General features: G+C 43.8%; 18 protein-coding genes. All 18 read left to right on the top strand.

Features of this window, described 5'->3' with window-relative positions:
* Positions 1-167: 167 nt before the first annotated feature.
* The 18 genes from rlmJ to MHN02_RS15285 all read left to right on the top strand — a co-directional run bounded on the left by rlmJ (position 168) and on the right by MHN02_RS15285 (position 23740).
* Positions 168-1046, top strand: coding sequence for a 23S rRNA (adenine(2030)-N(6))-methyltransferase RlmJ (rlmJ, locus tag MHN02_RS15370; protein ID WP_239247207.1), 879 nt, complete (start codon positions 168-170; stop codon positions 1044-1046).
* 84 nt (positions 1047-1130) lie between these two features.
* The gene (locus tag MHN02_RS15365) at positions 1131-3011 is read left to right on the top strand and encodes a phosphotransferase (RefSeq protein ID WP_039227720.1); all 1881 of its coding nucleotides are present in this window, start codon (positions 1131-1133) and stop codon (positions 3009-3011) included.
* Positions 3004-3864: an acyl-CoA thioesterase II gene (tesB, locus tag MHN02_RS15360; RefSeq protein ID WP_239247205.1), complete on the top strand. Its 861-nt coding sequence runs from the start codon at positions 3004-3006 to the stop codon at positions 3862-3864. The genes MHN02_RS15365 and tesB overlap by 8 nt, the downstream gene beginning before the upstream one ends.
* 10 nt (positions 3865-3874) lie before the next feature.
* Positions 3875-4399: a gamma carbonic anhydrase family protein gene (locus tag MHN02_RS15355; protein ID WP_239247203.1), complete on the top strand. Its 525-nt coding sequence runs from the start codon at positions 3875-3877 to the stop codon at positions 4397-4399.
* A gap of 520 nt (positions 4400-4919) precedes the next feature.
* Positions 4920-6041: an alanine--glyoxylate aminotransferase family protein gene (locus tag MHN02_RS15350; protein ID WP_239247201.1), complete on the top strand. Its 1122-nt coding sequence runs from the start codon at positions 4920-4922 to the stop codon at positions 6039-6041.
* Positions 6042-6432: 391 nt separating this feature from the next.
* Positions 6433-7164, top strand: a complete 732-nt coding sequence (locus MHN02_RS15345; protein ID WP_014979336.1) for an SIMPL domain-containing protein — start codon at positions 6433-6435, stop codon at positions 7162-7164.
* A 12-nt stretch (positions 7165-7176) separates the two neighbouring features.
* The gene (locus MHN02_RS15340) at positions 7177-7632 is read left to right on the top strand and encodes a GAF domain-containing protein (RefSeq protein ID WP_014949540.1); all 456 of its coding nucleotides are present in this window, start codon (positions 7177-7179) and stop codon (positions 7630-7632) included.
* A 2-nt stretch (positions 7633-7634) separates the two neighbouring features.
* Complete coding sequence (locus MHN02_RS15335; RefSeq protein WP_014949541.1) at positions 7635-7925, top strand: hypothetical protein; 291 nt, start codon at positions 7635-7637, stop codon at positions 7923-7925.
* 16 nt (positions 7926-7941) lie between these two features.
* Positions 7942-8610, top strand: a complete 669-nt coding sequence (proQ, locus tag MHN02_RS15330; RefSeq protein ID WP_014949542.1) for an RNA chaperone ProQ — start codon at positions 7942-7944, stop codon at positions 8608-8610.
* Positions 8611-8613: 3 nt separating this feature from the next.
* Positions 8614-10656 (top strand): carboxy terminal-processing peptidase, encoded by a 2043-nt coding sequence (gene prc, locus MHN02_RS15325; RefSeq protein ID WP_014949543.1) that lies wholly within the window; start codon positions 8614-8616, stop codon positions 10654-10656.
* A gap of 82 nt (positions 10657-10738) precedes the next feature.
* The gene (locus tag MHN02_RS15320; RefSeq protein ID WP_014949544.1) at positions 10739-12073 is read left to right on the top strand and encodes a sodium-dependent transporter; all 1335 of its coding nucleotides are present in this window, start codon (positions 10739-10741) and stop codon (positions 12071-12073) included.
* A gap of 72 nt (positions 12074-12145) precedes the next feature.
* A complete protein-coding gene (gene nhaC / locus MHN02_RS15315) occupies positions 12146-13621 on the top strand; it encodes a Na+/H+ antiporter NhaC (protein ID WP_039227711.1) in 1476 nt (491 codons plus the stop codon).
* A gap of 47 nt (positions 13622-13668) precedes the next feature.
* Positions 13669-16278: an aminopeptidase N gene (gene pepN, locus MHN02_RS15310; RefSeq protein WP_239247199.1), complete on the top strand. Its 2610-nt coding sequence runs from the start codon at positions 13669-13671 to the stop codon at positions 16276-16278.
* Positions 16265-16507 (top strand): DUF2835 family protein, encoded by a 243-nt coding sequence (locus MHN02_RS21700; protein WP_014949547.1) that lies wholly within the window; start codon positions 16265-16267, stop codon positions 16505-16507. Before pepN ends, MHN02_RS21700 begins: the two co-directional genes overlap by 14 nt.
* Before the next feature lie 333 nt (positions 16508-16840).
* Positions 16841-18901, top strand: a complete 2061-nt coding sequence (locus MHN02_RS15300; protein WP_239247197.1) for a DUF1302 domain-containing protein — start codon at positions 16841-16843, stop codon at positions 18899-18901.
* Positions 18902-18912: 11 nt separating this feature from the next.
* Positions 18913-20280, top strand: coding sequence for a DUF1329 domain-containing protein (locus tag MHN02_RS15295; protein WP_014949549.1), 1368 nt, complete (start codon positions 18913-18915; stop codon positions 20278-20280).
* Between the two features lie 79 nt (positions 20281-20359).
* Positions 20360-21406, top strand: coding sequence for a YCF48-related protein (locus MHN02_RS15290; RefSeq protein ID WP_014976597.1), 1047 nt, complete (start codon positions 20360-20362; stop codon positions 21404-21406).
* 15 nt (positions 21407-21421) lie between these two features.
* Positions 21422-23740, top strand: coding sequence for an MMPL family transporter (locus tag MHN02_RS15285; RefSeq protein ID WP_239247195.1), 2319 nt, complete (start codon positions 21422-21424; stop codon positions 23738-23740).
* The last annotated feature ends 85 nt before the right edge of the window (positions 23741-23825 follow it).

Here is a 23825-nt window from a genome sequence, read left to right as displayed (position 1 = left end):
TTACGCTAAATAACTATGTACATGAGCCGTATACGAGGCCCGTATGTACGGTTCTGTGAGAGGGATGAGGCGGTGACGCCTCACCCTACTCGATGTTTTGTATACCTCAAAGCGCGTTGACGTTATTATAGAGCACTATAAACAAACGAAAATTTTACTGAGGTTTTGTGCTTAGTTATCAACATGCCTTTCATGCGGGCAACCACGCTGATGTCATCAAACATCTTTGTTGGATTGGCGTTATCAACGCATTAAAGAAAAAAGATAAACCTTTTACGCTTTTCGACACTCACGCAGGCGCGGGCGCGTACGATCTAACCGATGCCATGTCATCAAAAAATAAAGAGTATGAGACGGGTATATCTCGTTTGCTTATAGATGATAAAGGCGTTCAGGACTTGCCAAATTTGTTGGCCGACTATTTATCGTTGTGTGAACCGTTCTTAGCACAACAACAATATCCGGGCTCACCGGCAATAAGCGCAAAAGCAAAAAGGGGCGGTGATAACTTACACCTCATGGAACTTCACCCTGCAGAATTCGATAAATTAGACAGCAACGTATCCCGTTTACGCACCCGTAATAGCCACGTCCATAAACGTGACGGGTACGAAGGGCTTCGTGCACTCACGCCACCTAAACCCAATCGCGGTGCTATTTTAATCGACCCCCCTTATGAGCGCGTGAATGAATATAGCGACCTTGTTAAGGGGGTGGAGCAGGTATTCAAACGCTGGCAGCAGGCACAAATCGTAGTGTGGTATCCACTACTTTCAGAGAGAGCGGGCGCCAAAAGTGGTGCAAGTGAAGCTATGTGTGAAAAGCTCGCAGCAATAGGTAAACCCTGTTTTAAAGCAGAAATATGCGTGGCAGAAAATACCGCTGATGCCGGAATGTATGGTTCGGGCGTATTCGTTTTAAACCCGCCTTGGCAATTAGATGCTAATTTAGAGAGCGCGTTAGAAAGCGTTGTTGGTAGGTTAGGTACCGATGAAACGGGTTATCACGCTACAGCGCATGTTACCTGGATAAACGAAGATAATTGATTGCTGTGCAGTTTAACAATGGTAAGCGTATTGTTGCTGATTAATCCGTTTCAAATAAGTCACTAAAAGCGTGAAGTAAAAAACATGTCGCAACTCAAAGGCCTAAAACATTTCTATATACCCGATGAGCAGTCGATATATCTGCTATCACATGCGGATGCGAAAAAGTTAAAAGACTGGGTAAACCTTTGTATCTCGCAGTTAGAAGGGTTGGGGTACAGTGACATCGAACTTTTAGGGAAAGGAGCCTTTGGGTTTGCGTTTGCAGGGAACGCGCCAAGCGGTGAATCACGGGTATTTAAGTTTTCGCGAATAACGTTGCCGCAGCATGTGCAAGATAGACTAGAAGAGGAAGCTTTTATGCTTTCTCACGTTAATCATGAGTTTGTGCCGCGGTTTATTGAATATCAACAAATACGCAAACAATCCATCTTGGTTATGGGTCGCGCACCTGGCGAAGACCTAGAAAAAGTCAGCTTGAAAACAGGCCCACTTTCGCCCCGTATTATCGTCAAAATTGCAGTGCAGGTCGGCGAACTTTTATCCAGTTTTCGCCAATACAGTGAAAATGGAGAAATTAAACCCATTGTGCACGGAGACATTAAACCCTCGAACCTGGTTTGGGATGCCGAAAATGAATCGGTTGGATTGATTGATTGGGGCTCTTCAGTGTTCGCACAGACTGACATCACTGGGCAATATGTAGGTAACAATGTAATGGATTTAATGTCGGGTGAACTGCATCAAACTAATGCTCGACTTGGCGATGTTTATTTTATTGGCGAGGAGCAGCTTAATGGCGCACTCTCCAGCCCCCGCTTCGATGAACAAGGCTTGGCCAGTACATTATATGCATTGGCATCAGGGCAATCGTGTCGTTACGGAAGCAAGGTTATTACACCTTCATCCCTTGGTCTTCCTAAAATGCTTGCTAATATCCTTGAGCACATGCTCAGTGAAGATCCTACAAAGAGAAGACAAGGCGGAGATTACCTGTTTAATCATCTCCACGTTTTGAAGAATATGGTTTTCACTCAAGACAAGCCAACACAATATACTCCGTTAATCCCTACATGGCTGGCCCACACTCAGAACCGTGCTGATATTGAAACCGTTGTTTACAGCTCTCGAAAATCTTACCTACGCCAACAGGCAAGACTGTCTGACTCGTTAGATGAAAAAGACGTAGAGGAACTTCGTTATATAGACGATGCGCAATTTGACCGCTACTACAAAAACTATTTACAGGGCATGGGGGATACCGAAAAAGCATTTGTTTCTGCAATAAGCAGACTAGGCCGTTACCCTGTAGTTGGCGGTATGGCTGTGCGCTGGGAGCCAGAAGGTATATATGTCGATTCGAGCTTGAACTTATATGATGAATCAATGAAAGCAGCGTTTGATTTAGCAGTGAATAATGTCATTAATTTAGCAAGGGCTATTCACAAGCCCGCGGTGTTCAAATGTTGTATGTTCAACGCCAAAAACACGCTGCACATTGAACGCGAAAGTGAAGATGAAGACTTTAAACCAGCAGGCGGTATGTTTATTCCCTACGAACTATCACGGGTTTCTGCACAAAAGGATGAAAGCCGTACTCACTCATATTTCGAAGATGGCGATGATCCGGACGAACTATTAAAGCTGCCTCAGGAGATTATCGATACCATCGTTCAACTTAATACAATACATCACACTGGTTGTATTATATTTGAAGCATTACCTCGGCATTTGAAAATTCACAACTATTACACGTTGCTTGATCACAGCCAAGAAGAGCGCTTCCACGCATTATTAGCGCAACTCGTTCAGCAAATTCCCAAAATAAAAGGGCTAGGCATTTCAGGGTTTATGAAGTTACCCTATAAAGATACGCGTTTTTTCGAGCATAAAGCAAAATTGCCTGAAAAGTACTACCCGCGAAACCCAAAAGCAGTAATTGAAGAGAAAGTACAACATGTCTGAGATTAAACTATCGTCACTTTTTGAACTCGAAACAGTGGAAGCTGGCATCTATCGAGGTCAAAGCTGGGATTTAGGCTTCCGCGCCTTGTTTGGTGGACAAGTTTTGGGGCAAGCGTTAGCAGCTGCATACGAAACAGTGGAGGCTGGTAGAGTCGCACACTCATTCCACACTTATTTTTTACTACCAGGCGACGCTAAAAAGCCTGTAGTTTACGATGTTGAAGTAGTGCGAGACGGCAGAAGTTTCTCTGCTAGACGGGTTAAAGCCATTCAGGATGGTAGAAATATCTTCTACATGACAGCGTCTTTTCAGGTTCCTCAAGATGGCATGGAGCATCAAAACCCAACAATGCCAGATGTGCCTGCGCCGGACGATGTGCAGTCTGACATTGAATTCTATGAAGCTAACTTCAATAAGATTGCACGTCCTATGCAAGAAGCGTTGAGCTATCATAAACCTGTAGATATCCGCACGGTAGATGCAGCTAACTCTTACCAGTCAGCGAAACGCGAACCGACGCGTTATATCTGGTTAAAAGCAAGAGACACAATGAATGCATCACTGACTGTTCATCAAGCTGCGCTTGCTTACGCATCAGATTATCATTTTCTCAGTACGTCGCTTCAACCACACGGTGTTGCGGTAACTGATAAATCACTTCGAATCGCAACGATAGACCATGCTATGTGGTTCCACCGCCCAATCAATATGAACGAATGGTTATTGTACGCAATGGAAAGTCCTTTTAGCGGAGGCTCTAGAGGTTTGGTACGCGGACAAATATTTAACCAAAATGGTGAACTTGTTGCGTCAACCATGCAAGAAGGATTAATGAGAAAAGTAGACGAATAGGGAGAGGGTAATGCGCTACAAATTAGGTTCTACATCACCGCTGGTTGATGAAAGTGCGTTTATAGCGCCAGGCGCACATGTTATTGGTAATGTTGAACTCAAAGCGGGTTCAAGCGTTTGGTTCAATGCGGTTATACGCGGCGATATGGACAAGATAACCGTTGGTGAAAATACGAATATCCAAGATGGCAGCGTATTACACACCGATGCAGGTATTCCTTTAGTGCTAGGTGAAGGGGTAACAGTAGGACATAAAGTCATGCTTCACGGCTGCGAGATTGGTGACTATTCCTTGATAGGAATTAACGCTGTCGTATTAAACGGTGCAAAAATTGGAAAGTACTGCATCATTGGCGCTAACGCTTTGATAACGGAAAACATGGAAATTCCAGATTACAGTTTAGTAGTTGGAGCGCCTGGTAAAGTCATTAGAACATTTGATGAGAAGATCGAACCCAAACTAAAAGCGTCCGCTGAACATTACGTAGATAACGCCAAAACATATAAGTCATCATTACAGCCAGTTGATAGCTGAAATTTAAGACTAGGCTGTTCGCGATATTTTGAATCCCCATAAAAAATGCCCAGAACAAACGTTCCGGGCCTAGGGGAATGGCTCATTGCTGAGCCGTGCGCTAACTTTTACACAGGAGAGTTTAAATAAAATCTTTTAAACGGACAATGAGTATAGAATACATTTGTTTAAATTATAAACAATTTTTGTGTGAATTTTATCTTACACTCTCAACGTCAATTAAATTGTAGAACTTATACGTTAGTAATCAATGGACTAAAGACTGGTCGGATGTGGTGTTTTTTGAGCAAAAAGGTGTACAGTTTATATCCACATGTTGCACACATTTTATCCACGTGATGAAGCGTTGTTAATATATACCCTTGTTAAATATATAGACATACTTTCATTCATGTAGGTTATGTTGAAAACAGACGGTTGTACCATGCCATTATCCTTGTAGTATGACGTCAACGTTCATGCTAAATATGCGTGATACTGACTCTAAAAACAGGCTCTTACATTAATACGAGGATGGATTATGCAATCATTTTCTACTTTTATTCCCCCTGAACGGACTTTGATGGGTCCAGGACCATCCGATGTTAACCCCAGAATTTTAAACGCCATGGCGAGACCCACCCTGGGCCATCTTGATCCATTATTCATTGAGTTAATGGACCAAACCAAGCAGCTTTTACAGTATGCGTTTAAAACTGAGAATGCACTTACTATGCCTATTTCTGCTCCGGGCTCAGCAGGAATGGAGGCATGTTTTGTTAATCTTGTAGAACCAGGCGATAAGGTACTCGTGTGTATTAACGGCGTATTTGGCAATCGAATGGTCGAAAACGTAGAGCGTTGTGGTGGTGAGGCTATTACCGTCAACAATACATGGGGCGAGCAAACTGACCTTAATGTGGTAGAAGACACCCTTAAAGCCAATCCGGATATTAAGATCCTTGCCTTTGTTCACGCAGAAACATCTACGGGCGTACGCAATGAAGCCAAAGCGCTTTGTGAGCTGGCTAAAAAGTATGATTGTCTTAGCATTGTTGATGCAGTTACCTCTCTTGGAGGTATCGAGTTAGATGTTGACGGTTGGAGCATTGACGCTATTTATTCAGGTTCACAGAAGTGTTTGAGTTGCGTGCCGGGTATCTCTCCTGTTTCATTTAGTGAAAGAGCAGTTAACGTTATTCAAAACCGAAAAACGAAAGTGCAAAGCTGGTTTCTAGACATGAACTTGATTGTTGGTTATTGGGGGCAGGGCGCCAAGCGTGCCTACCACCATACTGCACCTGTCAACAGTATGTACGCTATGTACGAAGCACTTCTGATTTTAAAAGAAGAAGGCTTAGAAAATGCGTGGCAGCGTCATGCATTGGGTCATGAAAAACTTGCGCAGGGTCTAAGTGAACTTGGGTTAGAGCTAACGGTAGACAGTGCTTATCGTTTGCCTCAATTAAATGTAGTTAAAATTCCAGACGGCGTAGACGATGCTGCCGTTCGCAAGCAATTGCTTGAAGATTTTAATTTAGAAATCGGCGCCGGTTTAGGCGATCATGCCGGTAAAGTATGGCGAATTGGTCTTATGGGATATGCATGTAAACCCCGTAATATCGATCACTGCCTTGCTGCGTTGCGCACTGTGCTTAAGTAAAACGCTTAGCGCCTTTTAATCTTTTCGGTCAACACGTTCAGCGAGATGCTTAGCTGAACGGTTGGCTTTTAACCATTTAGCATATAAAACCCATTTAACATCGCGCTTTGATATCAGTCCGCATAGATCATTACCCATTCAGGGAGATTTAAAATCTTCGTAATCACGCCGTGTTACCGCAGGTATAGTGGCACTACATCAAGTTGACTGGTATTACTTATCCATTTTTTGGTCTTGCCTCATAAAAAGTACATCTCGGCGAAGTTATATCTCTTCTCGTCTCAGTTCAGTGTTAAGATTTCGTTTATTGCGTATATTCATAAACTATTCAGTTTTAAATATTTATCCTTTAGGTAACGTAATTAAAAGGCACCATAAAAAAGGAATCTCTATGAAAATGATCACGCGTACTAATACTTATTCGACAGCTAAAAGTGTAGTTAAAAAAGCATTGTTAGCATCATCATTTATTGCCTTATCTGCACCTATGGTTTCCGCACAGGCCGCACAAGAAGCGGTTATAAATGTGCAAGGCGTAGGAGCGGTAGAAGTGACACCAAACGCTTATTCAGTCACACTCGTTGTTGAAGAAGAAGGTAATACAGTAGGTAAACTGAACACTCAGCTTGATTCGGACCTCCGCTCTATTGTTAAGTTCTTGCTTAATCAAGGTATAGATGAAAAGCACATTCAGAGTATGCAAGTACGCTTACAACCTCGCTATATCAATACGCCTCAAGGCCGTCAGCAAGAAGGTTTCACGTTGTCACGAGATATCACCGTCACATCTACTGACCTTGAAACTTATGATAAAGTATTAGATGGCGTGCTTAAACGAGGTGTTGATCGCATACAACAATTCAACTTTATTTCAGTTGGTGAAGGCGATGCCTATCAAAAAGCACTTATCTCTGCGGTAAAAGACGCAAAGCAACGTGCACAGTTATTAGCAAAAGAATTAGAGATTGAAGTAGGTGAAGTTGTTGCAATCTCAGAATCTGGTGGCAATATGCCGATTCCAGTAATGCGCGCAGAAGCTTTTGCCAAAGACATGTCTATGTCTTTACCTGGCCAAGAGCGCATAGAAGCGCGTGTTAATGTGTCTTTTAACATTGTTCAATAGCAGGAAATTCGTTTGAAAGAACAACAGTACGGTCAGTTAATAAACCAAGCAAAGAGCTTGGTTTCTGGCGAGCACGATCTTATCGCTAACATGGCAAATATAAGTGCGCTGCTTTTCAATAGCCTCGAAGAGGTGAATTGGGCAGGTTTTTACCTTTATAAAGAAGAGCAGTTGGTACTCGGTCCATTTCAGGGGCAACCAGCATGTATTCGCATTCCACTTGGAAAAGGCGTTTGCGGAACGAGTGCAAGTACCAGAACTGTTCAGCGTATAGCAGACGTTCATCAGTTCGAAGGACACATTGCCTGTGATGCTGCGTCAAACTCTGAGATTGTTGTTCCACTAGTGCTAAACGATGTGCTGGTTGGCGTACTTGATATCGACAGCCCTGTTTTTGAACGCTTTACCGAAGAAGACGAAAAAGGGCTCGTTGAAATTGCTCAAATTCTTATGGATTCGCAGAAATAATTATGAAATCCAGTGTTGATATTCACGTTGTTTTATCCACGTATGAGGATATGGAAGACTTTCATGATGACCCAGATGAGGCATCTGAACGTTTAAATTTTATCTTACATGCGGTGTACGACAATGCAGAAGAAGATATTGAAACACAGCGTTTAGAGCAAATTTTGCACTACGCATGGGAATCTTGGCAACAAGATAAGCATTTATTAGAAATAGATGACGACGAATTGCTTGATTGGGTTGACCACACGCTGGCAACTTGGGATGATGCAAGTAACGATGAAATCTCCTGAATAATTTAGAAAGTTAATGGAATCACCAGAGAAGTTTACCAACAGTAAGGAAGTGATAGCTTTCCTTGCAGAGACCTTTCCGAAATGTTTTAGCATTGAAGGCGAGGCCCGCCCACTTAAGATCGGTATTTTTCAAGATCTTGCCACACGTTTAGAAGAAGAGGAACGCGTTAGCAAAACCTTACTTCGTTCTACACTACGACATTACACCAACAGCTGGCGCTATCTTCATAGCATCAAAGAAGGTGCAAACCGTGTAGATTTAGACGGCGTTGAAGGCGATGCAATTGAAAAAGAACACGCTGATCATGCGCAGCAGCAGTTAGAAGAAAGCAAAGCAAAAGCAGCTGAAAAGCGCAAAGCTAAGCTAGCTCAGCAGCCTAAGCGTAAAGATAAACGTCAATTTAATCGTCCAAAAGGTGAAAAATCTGCAAATTCGGACCATGCTGATACTAAGCGCGGAACTAAACCGAAAAATAACAGACCAAACAATACACCACCTGCGAAATTGACAGATAGCGATTTACAGCAAGGTACGCAAGTTACCGTTAAATTAGGTAAAGCACCTATGCCTGCAGTAATTACCGAAGTAGCTAAAGATGGCATTCACGTTCAATTAGACTCAGGCATGGTAGTTAAAGTAAACGCAGACGCTTTACGTTTGGCACGCTCCAAGAGGTCGTAAAATATGAGAGACATCCTTCGAATTTCCATCGCCAGTGCTTTTCTTACCGTTGGGGTAGGAGCAGGCGCAGTTACGTCAACACCAGAGGTAGACGAGCTTCCCATTTTACAACAGGAATCTCAACACAGTGTTGCAGCTAAGCGAGTAAGCGCACTCTTTACCAGGGCGCACTACAAGGAAATTTCGTTGGATGATGCACTCTCAGCTAGAGTTTACCAGCGCTTCATCGATTCATTAGATCACAATAAACAAGTGTTATTGCTGTCTGATGTTGTGGGTTTTGAGAAATACCGCACATTGTTTGATGATGCGCTGAGTAAAGGCAACCTCTCTGTTGCCTATGATATGTATAACGTAAGCGCAAAACGACGCATTGAGCGTTATGAATTTGCACTTGCACTGTTAGAGAAAGGCCCGTTCGACTTTGAAAAAGAAGGCGATAAGTTCTTTTACGACAGAGAAGATGCTGAATGGCCAGCCAATAAAGCTGAGCTGGATGAAATTTGGCGTCAACGCGTTAAATACGACGCGTTAAATCTAATACTTGCAGACAAAACGTGGGAAGAGGCGAAAGAGCTTCTTACCAAACGCTATACACGAGCGATTAAGCGCACTAAGCAAGCAAAGAGCGAAGACGTTTTTCAAACTGCAATGAATGCATTCGCACGTACAATTGAAGCTCACACCAGTTACTTATCTCCGCGTAACGCTGAACGTTTTCAAATGGACATGAACTTGTCGTTCGAAGGTATTGGTGCGGTTTTGCAAAGCGAAGATGATTACACGGTAATCAAAAGCGTTGTACCTGGCGGTCCTGCAGATGAGTCTGGCGCAATAAAACCAGAAGATAAAATTGTTGGCGTAGCACAAGACGACGAAGAGTTTGTTGATGTGATTGGTTGGCGATTGGACGAAGTGGTTGAGTTAATTAAAGGCCCGAAAGGAAGTACTGTTCGTCTACAGGTTGAAAAAGGAGCCACGGACGCGAAAACCACGTCGGTAGTTAGCCTTACTCGCGATAAAATTAAGTTAGAAGATCGCGCAGCCAAATCGGAGGTATATGTGCCAGAGACTGGCCCTCACGCGGGTGAACCTCTAGGTGTAATCACCATTCCAAGTTTTTACAACAACCTTAGTATGGATGTTGCTAAAGAAATAGAAAGCTTGAAAGCGCAAAACGTTAAAGGCGTTATCGTAGACTTGCGTGGTAATGGCGGTGGCTCTCTAACCGAAGCAACGTTACTTACTGGCCTATTTATCGAAAAAGGCCCGGTGGTTCAAATTCGATACGGTCAAAGCAAAGTTAGCGTTAACCGTGATACAGATGGCGAAGTGGCTTATGATGGCCCGTTAACCGTATTAGTTGACAGATATAGCGCGTCTGCTTCAGAGATTTTTGCGGCAGCGATGCAAGACTACAACCGCGCTCTCATCGTAGGTGAACAAACCTTCGGGAAAGGGACAGTGCAGCAGCATCGCGGTTTAGGTAAAATTTATGACCTTTATGATAACCCATTAGGTAGTGTTCAGTTTACTATCGCCAAGTTCTATCGCATTGACGGCGGCAGCACACAGCATAAAGGCGTTATTCCTGACATTCTTTATCCATCGGCGGTTGAACCAGCTGAATGGGGAGAAAGCCAAGCGGAAAATGCGTTGCCATGGGACAGTATCAATCGCGCTAACTATACGACGTTTGCAGACGGTACTGCTGCGCTTGATGTTTTAACAGCGAAGCACAACAAACGTATTTTACAAGATCCTGAGTTTTCTTATATCCAAGACGACATAAAGGAATATAAGGAAAATAAAGACAAGAACTTCATCTCATTAGTTAAATCTGTACGTGAAGGCGAGAAGAAAGAGGCGGAAGAGAAGTCGCTTGCTCGTGCTAACGAACGTTTACAGCGATTGGGAATGGAAACTGTCACAACATTGGACGACCTACCTGAAGATATGGAAGAATTAGATCCATTCTTGGACGAGGCAGCCAATATTACTTTCGATATGATCGAAACAGGCCGTTACGCTATCACAAGAAATTAAGTGATTAGAAAAAAGGGCTGGTCTAGGGCCAGCCCTTTTTTTGTGTCTATAAATTATTAAAACAATAATAAAGGGAAATAACATGGCTATCAGAGGCGAATTTTCCTCTCGAATAGGGTTCGTGCTAGCAGCGGCAGGCTCGGCAGTAGGACTAGGTAATATTTGGGGCTTTCCTACAAAGGTAGCAAGTAACGGTGGCGCAGCATTTGTTCTCGTATACTTACTGCTGGCCTTTGTACTCGCTTATCCCGTACTTATGGCAGAACTTATAATCGGACGTAGTTCACGTTCAAATATGGTTGACGCTTTAGGTAAAATATCGGGCAATTTCGTCGGAAGGCTAACGGGCATTTGGGGCTGTGTTACCGTGTCACTTATCCTTGCATTCTACGCTATTGTAGGCGGATGGATGCTGGTTTATTTCGCCGATGCTGCCGTTAGCATGGTGGGATTTACGAGCGCTAGCGACTGGCTACTCACTTCATCAGTTACGCGTAACATTATTTTCTGCTTCTTATTCATGGGTTTAACTGCATTTATCGTTGTCGGTGGTGTAAAGTCCGGCATTGAGAAGTGGTCAGTGCGTTTGATGCCTACATTGGTTATTCTCATTCTTGCATTGATTGTTTATGTGAGCCTACAGCCTGGTGCCGTAGAAGGTTGGTCAGCATATTTAGTACCTGACTTCTCTCGCGTTCTAGACCCAGACTTATTAATTAACGCCATGGGACAAGCCTTTTTCTCAATGTCTTTAGGTGTGGGTACCATGCTGGTTTATGGTTCATACCTAAGTAAAAATGAAAATCTACCTAGCATTGGTGCGTCGGTAGCGCTTGTCGATATCGGTGTTGCGGTTATTGCGGGTATGCTTATTATCCCGGCCATGTACGTTGCATTAAACAACGGCGTTGAAATCTTCACACCAGAAGGCGCGTTAATCCAAGGTGACACGCTGATTTTCAAAGTACTACCAGCACTTTTTGATACCATTGGTAGCGTAGGTCTTTTCGTTGCTTTTACCTTTTTCGCGCTAATGGCGATTGCTGCCGTCACGTCTTCAATTTCAATGTTGGAAGTTCCCGTTGCGTTTATGGTAGAAAGTAAAGGTCTTCAACGTAAAAAGGCCGTGTTATTAATGGCATCGGTCATCTTTGTATTGAGCTGCATCATCATCTTAAATTTTGAAACCTTGTTCGGCTTTGTTATCGCATTAACTACCGAGTATAGCCAACCGTTACTAGGACTCGCCTTGTGTATTTTCGCAGGTTGGGTGTGGCGCAGAGATGCAATACTCGATGAACTTAAACAAGGTGATCAGTTTGCTGAACACAGCATTTTCTGGAAAATTTGGCCTTGGTACGTACGCTTTGTGTGTCCCGTTATCATTGCGCTTATGTTCTACCGCTCAGTTTTCTAAAGCATTCTGGTAAAAAGCGGACAGCACGCTTAACGCGTTACAAATACAATAATAAGGTTTTAAAAAACGACAATGACGAATAAAGAAATAAAAACGCCGTCACTTCTCGATGCAATGCTTCCTATTCTTGCGTTAGTCATAATGATGGGAAGCGCAGTTTATTTGTTTGCCGATAACTCTTCTTACGGTCCAAACCAAATTGCACTTCTTTTAGCGATGGGCTTAGCTGCTATCATTGGAATGAAAAATGGCTACAGCTGGAAAACTATCGAAAAAGGCATTGTAGACGGTATCTCAATGTCTTTAGGTGCCTGCTTAATTCTGTTAGCGGTAGGTTCTCTTATTGGGACATGGATGCTAGCTGGAACCGTGCCTACGCTTATCTATTTCGGTTTAGAGTTGCTTAACCCCTCGTTTTTCTATGCTGCCGCTTGTCTGATTTGTGCGGTTGTTGCAATGAGTATAGGTAGTTCTTGGACTACCGCGGCGACTGTGGGTGTTGCGCTAATGGGCGTTTCTGCAGGCATGGAAATGTCGGCAGCCATAACCGCCGGCGCAGTAGTATCAGGTTCGTACTTTGGCGATAAAATTTCTCCCTTATCTGAAACAACAAACTTAGCGCCTGCCGTTGCGGGCACGGATTTATTTGAGCACATCCGTTACATGCTTTGGACGACGATTCCGAGCTTTGTTATTGCGCTTATTCTATTTACGGTACTGGGCTTTAGTGAAGTGGGTGAGGCCAAAGCAGAACGCATTGAGCAAATGCAACTTTTGTTAAACGAGTCTTTTGACTTAGGTTGGCATTTGTTAATTCCCCTTGTCGTTTTGCTCACTTTAGCGATTAAAAAGATGCCTGCGTTTCCAGCTGTTTTTATCGGCGCTTTGTTAGGTGGCGTCTGGGCAGTTGTATTCCAGTGGGATGTGGTTACTTCTATGGCAAGTGCTGACGACTCGGTGAATGTAGGTGCGTTGAAGGTAGTTTGGACTGCGCTATTCGATGGCGTAAGCTTCTCAACACCTGACGAGAACTTAAATAGCTTGCTTTCTCGTGGTGGCATGTCTTCTATGTTAAATACCATTTGGTTGATCATCTGTGCAATGTCGTTTGGTGCCGTATTAGAGCGTGTTGGCCTATTAAAGCGTGCAGTTTCTGCCATATTAATTGGTGCAAAGTCTGCAGGGGATATGGTGAGCAGAACCATTCTTACTTGTTTTGGTACCAACCTTGTTACTGCAGATCAGTATATTTCAATCGTGATGCCAGGCCGTATGTACAAAGAAGAATTCAAAAAGCGTGGTTTAGACCAATTGAATCTTTCTCGAAGCCTTGAAGACGGCGGCACACTTACGTCTCCACTTATTCCTTGGAACACCTGTGGTGCTTACATGCACAGTGTTTTATTAGTCAATCCATTTGATTACGTATTCTATGCATTCTTCAACGTAATCAACCCGATCCTTGCTGTTATTTATGCGTATTTAGGTATTAAGATTTTACGTATTACGCCACCGCATGTTGAAGTAAACAGCAAAGATACGGTTTAACACAGAGTTCCAATTAAACCCACGTAGGCTTTCTTCCAGGAGGATCTATGTCAGTTCAAGCTAAACGCCGGGCGGATTACCAGCCGCCCGCTTTTTCAATAGCGACAGTTGACCTACATATAACGCTACACCCAACGCAAACCAAAGTTATCAGCACGTTGTCCGTCACTCGTAATGGCGCGCACGATAGTCCATTAGTACTTGATGGCGATAATTTATCGCTAGATTCTATTTCTATTAACGGTACGCACCTATCTGATAATGAATACACGGTAACAGATAGCGCTTTAAGCGTGGTTACTGAACTTGATGAGTTAGTCTTAGAAATTACCAATACCATTGCCCCTGAGCACAACAAAGCGCTGGAAGGCTTGTATTTATCAGGTGGTGCCTATTGTACGCAGTGTGAAGCGGAAGGGTTTCGTCGCATTACGTACTTCATGGACCGCCCGGATGTTTTGTCGGTCTACACAGTAACGGTAGTTGCCGACAAGTCAGTACCGATGCTTTTGGCCAATGGCAACCCAGTGGACAAGGGCGAAGTTGACGAAAATACGCATTTTGTTAAATGGCACGATCCACATCCAAAACCTTGCTACCTTTTTGCTCTAGTTGCCGGTGACTTCGATTTACTTACCGATAGCTACACTACCACTAGCGGTAAAGAGGTTGCGTTAGAACTTTATGTTGATAAAGGCAAAAAGTCTCAAGGCATTTTCGCATTAGAATCTCTCAAACGGGCGATGAAGTGGGACGAAGATGTGTTTGGGTTAGAGTACGACTTAGATATCTACATGATTGTTGCCGTCGATTTCTTCAATATGGGAGCGATGGAAAACAAGGGCTTAAATGTATTTAACAGTAAGTTTGTATTAGCCGATCAAAAAAGTGCCACCGACGATGACTTTTTCAATGTTGAGTCGGTTATCGCGCACGAGTATTTCCACAACTGGACCGGCAACCGGGTTACTTGTCGCGATTGGTTCCAGCTAAGCCTTAAAGAGGGGCTTACTGTATTTAGAGACCAACAGTTCAGCGCTGATATGACTTCGGCGTTAAGTAATCGTATAAAGCACGTTCGTGTTATGCGAGAACACCAGTTTGCAGAAGATGCGAGTGCAATGAGTCATCCAATTCGTCCAGAAGAAGTCATTGAAATGAACAACTTCTACACGGTGACGGTTTATGACAAAGGCGCTGAAGTTATTCGCATGTTCCACACATTATTGGGGCCTGACGGCTTCAGACGTGGTATGGACGAGTATTTTAGAAGACACGACGGTCAGGCTGTCACCTGTGATGACTTCATTTCAGCAATGCAGTCTGCTACTGATTTAGATTTAACCCAGTTTACCCGCTGGTATAGTCAATCTGGTACGCCAGTGATTTCTGTCGCACACAGCACTGAGGTCGATGATGATGGCATTGTTAAGCATAGCTTTACATTGTCACAGCACACACCTGCAACCTCCGATCAGAAAGAAAAGCTTCCTCTATATATTCCTGTAAATATCGAGATTATTGATGATGAGGGGAAAAGCTATACAGACAACGAGTCGTTAATACAAAACGGCATGGTCATTTTAAAAGATGATGCTATGCGTTTTACTGTAGAAGCCAAAACTACTAATTTAACACCTGTAGTATTGGGTAACTTCTCAGCGCCAGCGAAAGTAGAAAACCCATTGGGGACAGAGTCTTTACTTACTATATTTAAGCATGCGAAGGATCCATTTAATCGTTGGGATGCAATGCAAACATTGTATGACCGCTGTGTGAAGCAATTAGAGGAATCGCCGGGGTCTGGTATCAGTAATGAAATCTGGAACGGTATCAAGCAAGCGATTGCCCAAGAGCAGAACAACCTTGAATTGCTGAGTGAATGTTTAGTCATACCTTCGTTTGAGACACTGTGCCAAAGCCGAAGTAACATAAACGTTTCCGCACTTTCGAAAGCGAGAAAAGCGTTCTGCGACCAGTTTGCTCGCGCACTCGAAAAAGAGCTAAAACAAGTCTTCGAAAATATCGAGAAAAGCGCGTATTGCTACACGCAAGAAGCGGTGAATCAACGTCGCTGCAAAAATGTCGTGCTTGCACACTTAGCGCGGTTACCCCAACACGAGCATATTGTGGTTTCTCAGTTTGAAACCGCTGATAATATGACAGATACGCTAGGCGCGTTGAGAAGCGCACAACACTGTAGCGCCACCACTTTCGACAGTTTGATGGCTCAGTTTGAGGAATCGTGGAATCATGACCCGCTTGTTTTGGACAAATGGTTCGCACTCCACGCTACACAAAATCGAGACGATATCTTTGCGACTATCACAATGTTATGTGAGCACCCTCAGTTCGCAATGAGTAACCCGAACCGTGTTCGTTCTGTTATTGGTAGCTTCGCTTTCTATAACAGCGAAAGGTTTCATGCACTCGATGGCAGTGGATATAAATTTGTAACCGACTACTTACTTAAGCTCGATGCGGTCAACCCACAGGTTGCCGCCCGTATTGTAACGCCACTGACGCAATGGCAGGGCTTTGCAAGCGAGCATCAGGTTCATATGAAGCAACAGCTTGGCCGTTTGCTTAATCACAAAGGTTTAAGTAAAGATTTGTTTGAGAAAGTAAGTAAAAGCCTTGCTTATGACAAGCATTAGCCAAACTGACTCAGTTTTTTACTTTTCAATAAATGCACCTTACAAACAATGTGAGGTGCTTTATATTCCATCTATGCCAGATGTGGTCATGGTCAGTGAATCAGGTCTAAGCGTCCAAGTACCGACCAACCGGCTCAGGCAATTTGTTACGTCTGATGGTATTAAAGGTCGTTTTAGGATGATTATTGATGCCAACAAAAAAATAAAATCCTTTGAAAGGCTCGCATAGAGCCTTTTTTGTGCGCGACGAGTTACTCTCTTGTATACGAGCTTTCACCACTCCCATACGTAATACTTATGCGTTTTCTTTTGTCATTGAGCGTTCCAAAATACTTAACGCAACAGTTTCGCAATATTTCTGTACATTTTTCCTGCAAGTTTATAAATGCCTTTTATACTCACAATAAAGCAATAACTATTTGATACGACTAATGTTGTAAATTTTGTTAACTGGTAGGATTAGTTCTTGCGGTTATGGCAAAATGATGTAATGATTTTGTTAATCGTTATGGTTGGTCATGATGTCACGTATTAAGTCACATCGACTTGGGAGTATAAAAATATGAAAAACGGGCCTAGCGCTTTTAAGATATCACCGGTAGCAGCGGGAGTTCTCTCACTGCTAGGTGCTGCTGCAGTACCAGCACACGCTGCGAATTGGCAAGTGGGTGATGTAAGTATATCTTTAGATTCAACATTTACATTAGCTACAAGTATTCGAACAGAGGCAAGAGATTACGACCTTATAGGTAACAGTAACCATCCTCAATTCGACTGGAGCGGTTATCACGCAGCTTTCAACCCTTTATACCCAAGTGGCGACGTGTGGGGTTTAGCAGATGGTGGTTATTCCACCAATGGTGACCTTGGTAACCTTGCACACGATCCAGGTGACGCGTTTGCAACGCAAATTTCAGGTACCCATGAGTTAGATATCAATTTTGGCGACTATGGTTTCTTCGCCCGTGGTTTCTGGTTCTACGACTTTGAGCAAATGGACGGCGACCGTCCATACTCTAACCCAATAACGGGTAACCAATACGACTTGTGTCAAGACCCTGAAGCAGAAGACCTACTGTGTACCGATGTACGTCTTTACGACGCATTCTTCTATGGCGATTGGTGGATTGGCGACAAACCACTTACGCTTCGTGTAGGCCGTCAGGTGATCAGTTGGGGTGAAAGTACATTCATCCAGCACGGTATTAACACAACGAACCCTGTTGATGTAACACGAGCTCGTGCTCCAGGTGCAGAACTTAAAGAAGTATTCCTTCCAGTAGGGATGGTGTACGCGTCTTTAGGTTTGACTGACACAGTGAGTATTTCTGGTTATTACCAGTACGAATGGCAGCGCAGCTGGCTTCCAGTTTCTGGCAGCTACTTCGCGGGCAACGACTTTGCAGGTGAGGGCGGTCAACGCCAAAATATCCAGCTTGGTTTCAGTGGTAACCCAGACATCGACTTAGATCACCTTCTCACTGCGTTAAACGGATATGGCGATTTGCTTCGCTCTGGCGCTAATCCAGCTGACATTTCGCAAGCCTACCTTGCTTATCCAACCAAAGTGGCTATCCGCGGTTTTTCTGACGAAGCGCACAATGACGCGGACGATCAGGGTCAATACGGTTTACGCTTGACGTGGTTTGCTGAGAATTTGAATGAAACAGAGTTTAGTTTCTATCACATCAATTACCACAGCCAACGCCCGCTTATTTCAGGTAAGACATCCGATTTTACTGCTGAAGGAATTAGCGCGGATCTCGCGTTCCTAGCGTCTAATACCGTTACTCGCGACAACATCACTGAACTGGGTGCATTTACACAGTCAGAGTTCTTCTACCCAGAAGATATCAAACTTTATGGTATGAGCTTTAACACTAACATCGGTACTACGGCTCTTGCGGGTGAATTTGCTTACCGTGTAGATGAGCCGCTTCAAATCGATGATGTTGAATTGCTTTACATGGGTATGCCAGAGCAGCTAGCGAATGCTGGGCTACGTCCAGATTTAGAAGGTATTTCACAGCTAAACAATATCGGAAGAGCAGTAGGCCCAGGCGAAACAGCGGAAGGTTATCTATTCTCTGATACATGGCAAATGCAGTTTACTGCCTCACACGTGTTTGGCCCTAAATTTGGCTCTGACAACTTCGTACTATTAGGCGAAGTAGGCTATGTGAACGTTGTAGATATGCCAGATCCGAACGTAATTCGCTTAAATGCGCCTGGTACAGCACGTACGCCGTCACTAGAGCCTATCAATGGCAATAGTCGTGAAGGTTTACACCAAGCGCTATCAGACGGACCAGAGACTAACCCGTTTGCTACTGACGATGCGTGGGGTTACCGCTTACTTGCTGTCGCTGATTACAACGACGTCATGGCCGGAATTAACTTACGTGCTCGTGCAACATTCTCTCACGATGTAGAGGGTACAACACCAGACCCTCTATTCCTTTTCACAGAAGATGTTAAGTCTGCTGCAATTTCATTGACGTTCGACTACCTAAGCAAGTGGTCAGCAACAGCGTCGTACAGCGCTTTCTGGGGCGGTATTGGTACTACTAATGCGCTATCAGACAGAGACTTCGTTTCATTTAACATCAAATATGCAATCTAAGAGTGGTATTTATGATTAGAAAAGTAGGAATTATCGCTGCGGCTTTATCACTTGCTCTGTCAGGTGCAAGCGCGATGGCAAAGGTGTCTGACGCAGATGCCAATAAACTAGGTAACGAATTGACGCCACTGGGCGCTATGAAAGCAGGTAATGCAGACGGCAGTATCCCAGCGTGGACTGGCGGTATTACTTCAGCACCAGCGGGCTACACAGTGGGTGATCACCATCCAGACCCGTACCCTGAAGATAAAGTGCTATTTGAAATCACGGCACAAAACTACAAAGAATATGCGGACTTTCTATCTGAAGGTCAGAAAAAGCTTTTCGAAGCTTACCCTGAAACCTTCCGTATGCCGGTTTACCCAACGCGTCGTTCTGCGTCTAATCCCCAGGCTATCTACGACGCAACTAAGGTAAATGCAACTAGCGCTGAGCTACTAGACGGCGGTAACGGAATTAAAGGGGCTGTTCTCGGTATTCCGTTCCCAATTCCACAAAATGGTCTTGAAGCTATTTGGAACCATATACTTCGCTATCGCGGTGAAGCGGTTCAGCGTAATGGTGGTCAAGCTGCAGTAACAACTGGTGGTGATTACAACGTAATCGGTTTTGACGAGCAGTTATTAATTAAGTACGCAGAAGAAGGTGCTACACCAGAAAAGCTTACTGACGAAAACGTCCTTTTCATGTTTAAACAAAAAGTAACAAAGCCTGCTCGTTTGGCGGGTACAGCACTGCTTGTACATGAAACAGTTGACCAAGTAAAAGAGCCGCGTAAAGCATGGACCTACAACACGGGTCAGCGCCGTGTACGTCTAGCACCAAACATTGCTTATGATACACCTGGAACTGCAGCTGATGGCCTTCGTACTACCGATGACTTTGATATGTTTAACGGCTCACCAAACCGTTACAACTGGAAGTTAGTGGGTAAGAAAGAAATGTTCGTTGCATACAACAACTATGCACTTCATTCAGATAATGCGAAGTACGATGACATCTTAAAGCCAAACCACGTTAATCCAGACCTAACACGTTGGGAAAAACACCGCGTTTGGGAAGTAGAAGCCACATTAAAAGACGGTTTCCGTCATATTTATCAAAAGCGTGTATTCTTCATTGATGAAGATAGCTGGCAAATTCAAGTTGCTGATATGTATGATAATCGTGGCGAACTTTATCGTGTTGGTGTAGCGTATGGTGTGAACTATTATGAAGTACCTACCCAGTGGTCTACGCTGGATGTGTACCATGACTTGAACTCTCGTCGTTACCTGGCCATTGGCCTCGATAACGAAGAAGAGATGTACGACTTCACCGTACGCCCACGAGATGTGGAATTCACACCTCAGGCGTTACGACGAGAAGGTATGCGCTAATCGCCTTAAACAACAAACGGTTGGCAATTGCCAGCCGTTTTTGTATGCAGACAATTATAAATAGGGGGAATGGTTAATTATGAAAAAAACCATTGCAGCGTGCATTGCCGCCACTTTCGCAGTTAATTACTCTACAACTGCAATCGCCGAAGAAGCATTCATGGCACCACTGGTTGAGCAATCGGTTCTTTTGGACATAGACGCTGATACATTTGTCGTTATTGTCGGTGAACGCGGTCACGTGTTAGTTTCAGAGGATGGTGAGGCATTTACTCAAAAAGCCGTACCAACACAATCAACGCTTACAGCGACAACTGTTGTAGGCGATAACATTTGGGCAGTGGGCCACGACGCTGTCATTCTTCATTCTTCAGATAAAGGCGAAACGTGGGAAATTCAAAATTTCCAACCTGACCTTCAGCGCCCATTTCTAGACGTATTATTCTTCAATGAAAAGCAGGGGATTGCTACAGGTGCCTATGGCTTGTTCTATCGAACCTTAGACGGTGGAAAAACGTGGACGGCAGAACGTCATGCCAGTCTGCTTGACCCAATGGATCAAGAATACCTTGAAGATATTCGAAAAGAAGATGAAGACTTCTATCAGCAAGAACTTGAATCTATTTTACCCCACTTAAACAGAATTACCCTTGATGGTGATACGCTTTACCTAGCAGGCGAAGCCGGGTTGCTAGCCAAAAGTACCAATATGGGAGAATCGTGGGAACGGTATTACGTCGACTATACAGGATCGTTTTTCGATATTAAGCCGCTTGATGAAAATACCGTTCTAGCGGTTGGCCTTCGCGGAAATATATTTGTTAACAGAAACGAAGGTGAGTGGGAATACGTACAAACTTGCTCAACCAGCACACTAAATTCAATTCTAATTGGTTCTGAATCGAAGGTTTATGCTTTGGGTAACAACGGGATGATGGTAAGCGCACAGCGACCTTTACCCACCAGTATGCGAGACCCCTATGCAAACCTTTCAGATTGCGAAGCTGATGAAGGCATTGTCGTTTCACAAATTAAAGACAAAGCCGCGCTTCTTAATGCAACACAGTTTAAAGGTAAGAATATTGCCGTTACTGCGAATGGCATTAAAACGTTGAATTTAAAATAGGGCAGTATAAAAACAATGACCCATTTTCTTGAAAAATTAGTATTCGGAAACCGTAAAATTGTCGTAGCCTTGTTTGCTATAGCCACAGTTTTCCTTGGTTACCAAGCTTCACAAATGCGCTTAGACGCAGGTTTTGAAAAGAACATACCGCTAAATCACGAATACATGAAAACGTACATTGAGCACCGCCAAGATTTTGGTGGCGCTAACAATATATTAGTTTCTGTGTGTGATAAAAACGATAACATCTACAATCAAAACTTCTTCGATACATTAAAGAATGTTCACGACCAACTCTTCTTTATTAATGGGGTGAACCGTTCGTTAGTTATTTCGCTTTTCTCTCCTTCAACCCGCTTTACTGAAATTGTGGAAGGCGGCTTTGCAGGCGGACCGGTCATTCCTGCAGACTTTAATTCTGCAAGCCCAGAAGCATTAGAGTTGGTGGCTGCCAACGTAGAAAAGGCAAACATCGTCGGAAGACAAGTATCCAGTGATTACAGCTGCGCAATGGTAACAGCGCAATTGCTCGATATTGACCCGCAAACTGGCGAACCTCTCAATACATTGGCATTAGCAGCAGAGCTTGAAGAGCAGCTTCGCGGTCAATATGAAAACGAAAATACGTCTATTCATATAATTGGCTTTGCGAAAATGATTGGCGATGTGGCCGACGGTGCAAAAGACGTGTTGATCTTTTTCGCCATTGCTATCGCGATTACTGCCGTAATGGTGTATTTCTTCTCGCGCAGCATCATGCTTACGTTATTGCCATTAGTATGCTCAATCATTGCCGTTATCTGGCAGCTAGGACTGCTTACTTCAATTGGCTTTGGTATGGACCCTATGTCAATACTGGTGCCATTTTTGGTATTTGCCATTGGTGTGAGCCACGGCGTACAAATGATTAACGCGGTAGAAAAACAAGCCGTAACCGGTATTGGTGCTAAACGGGCATCTATGGCGGCATTCAGAAACTTGCTGGTTCCAGGCGGAATTGCATTGTTATCTGATACGGTTGGCTTTATGACGTTATTGGTAATCGATATCGGCATTATTCGCGAGTTGGCGATTACGGCAAGTATGGGTGTAGCGGTAATCATTCTTACCAACTTGTTGCTGCTGCCTGTGCTGATGAGCTTCTTAAAACTTGACCAGAAATATGTCGAAAAATTCGCGGGTAAAGAAAACGCTAATTCGAAATTCTGGGAAGTCATTGCAGCTTGTTCACGTAAAAAGCCTGCGGCAATAATTCTTATCGTTACTGCTATCCTATTCGTGTTTGGTCATTTCCAAGCTCAGAATATGAAGATAGGGGACTTACATGCGGGTGCACCTGCGCTTCATGAAACGTCACGCTACAATCAGGACACTTTCCTGATTACCGATAAGTACGAAGTAACGGTAGATTACATTTCTATTTTGGTTGAAACCACACCAGAAGCTTGTACGTCACACAGCGTGATGAAGGCCATGGACGATTTCCAGTGGAAAATGGAAAATGTTCAAGGCGTTCAATCGGCGGTTTCGTTGGCATCTGTTGCCAAAATTGTTAACGCAGGTTACAACGAAGGCAACGTTAAGTGGCAGGTACTCCCTCGTAACCAGCAAACATTGGTGCAGGCAATTTCTCGCGTTCCAACGTCGTCTGGTTTACTTAACGGCGACTGCTCGGTCATGCCAATTATTCTGTTTATGGAAGACCACAAAGCAGAAACGATCTCTCGTGTCGTTGAAGCGGTAAAAGCGTATCGCGATGAATATCAAACCGATGATATGAAGTTCAGTCTTGCTTCTGGGCCTGTTGGCGTGATGGCCGCAACTAATGAAGCAGTTAGTGCAGCGCAAGACCCTATGATGCTTTATGTATTTGGCGCCGTTATTGCATTGTGTCTAATTAGCTTCCGCTCGGTGCGTGCTACGTTAGTTGTTGTTATTCCGCTGTATGTGGTGTCTGTACTGGCGCAAGCCCTAATGACATACCTTCAAATTGGCCTCACCGTTTCTACATTACCAGTTATCGCACTTGGCGTGGGTATAGGTGTGGACTATGGTATTTATATACTCTCTACCAAGAGCTTAATGCTGAAGAAAGGCGCTACCGTTCAAGAAGCATATTTCGCTGCCTTAAAAGAACGTGGAAGTGCTGTGCTATTTACCGGTATTACGCTGGCAATAGGCGTGAGCACATGGGTGTTCTCTTCGCTTAAGTTCCAAATGGATATGGGCATTTTGCTTACATTTATGTTCGTCGTGAACATGCTTGGAGCAATAATTGTACTGCCTGCACTAGCAAGATTCCTATGGTGGAACAAGAATGACCCTGATGCATAAAATATTTTTGCATAGCTAAGCATTAAAAAGGGCCTTTAGGCCCTTTTTTTTGGGTGTTTTCTGCATACTTATCTATGCTGTTAAT

This window comes from Alteromonas sp. CNT1-28 (genome assembly GCF_022348345.1).
Taxonomy (GTDB): Bacteria; Pseudomonadota; Gammaproteobacteria; order Enterobacterales; family Alteromonadaceae; genus Alteromonas; species Alteromonas macleodii.
Note: the sequence above shows the minus strand (reverse complement) of the source record. Positions and strands in the feature narration are given on the sequence as shown.

Coding starts and splice junctions, on each gene's coding strand:
- prc (WP_014949543.1), top strand. CDS start 8,614: ATGAGAGACATCCTTCGAATTTCCATCGCCAGTGCTTTTCTTACCGTT.
- MHN02_RS15320 (WP_014949544.1), top strand. CDS start 10,739: ATGGCTATCAGAGGCGAATTTTCCTCTCGAATAGGGTTCGTGCTAGCA.
- MHN02_RS21700 (WP_014949547.1), top strand. CDS start 16,265: ATGACAAGCATTAGCCAAACTGACTCAGTTTTTTACTTTTCAATAAAT.
- MHN02_RS15350 (WP_239247201.1), top strand. CDS start 4,920: ATGCAATCATTTTCTACTTTTATTCCCCCTGAACGGACTTTGATGGGT.
- proQ (WP_014949542.1), top strand. CDS start 7,942: ATGGAATCACCAGAGAAGTTTACCAACAGTAAGGAAGTGATAGCTTTC.
- MHN02_RS15295 (WP_014949549.1), top strand. CDS start 18,913: ATGATTAGAAAAGTAGGAATTATCGCTGCGGCTTTATCACTTGCTCTG.
- MHN02_RS15345 (WP_014979336.1), top strand. CDS start 6,433: ATGAAAATGATCACGCGTACTAATACTTATTCGACAGCTAAAAGTGTA.
- MHN02_RS15335 (WP_014949541.1), top strand. CDS start 7,635: ATGAAATCCAGTGTTGATATTCACGTTGTTTTATCCACGTATGAGGAT.
- nhaC (WP_039227711.1), top strand. CDS start 12,146: ATGACGAATAAAGAAATAAAAACGCCGTCACTTCTCGATGCAATGCTT.
- pepN (WP_239247199.1), top strand. CDS start 13,669: ATGTCAGTTCAAGCTAAACGCCGGGCGGATTACCAGCCGCCCGCTTTT.
- MHN02_RS15355 (WP_239247203.1), top strand. CDS start 3,875: ATGCGCTACAAATTAGGTTCTACATCACCGCTGGTTGATGAAAGTGCG.
- MHN02_RS15285 (WP_239247195.1), top strand. CDS start 21,422: ATGACCCATTTTCTTGAAAAATTAGTATTCGGAAACCGTAAAATTGTC.
- MHN02_RS15290 (WP_014976597.1), top strand. CDS start 20,360: ATGAAAAAAACCATTGCAGCGTGCATTGCCGCCACTTTCGCAGTTAAT.
- MHN02_RS15365 (WP_039227720.1), top strand. CDS start 1,131: ATGTCGCAACTCAAAGGCCTAAAACATTTCTATATACCCGATGAGCAG.
- tesB (WP_239247205.1), top strand. CDS start 3,004: ATGTCTGAGATTAAACTATCGTCACTTTTTGAACTCGAAACAGTGGAA.
- MHN02_RS15300 (WP_239247197.1), top strand. CDS start 16,841: ATGAAAAACGGGCCTAGCGCTTTTAAGATATCACCGGTAGCAGCGGGA.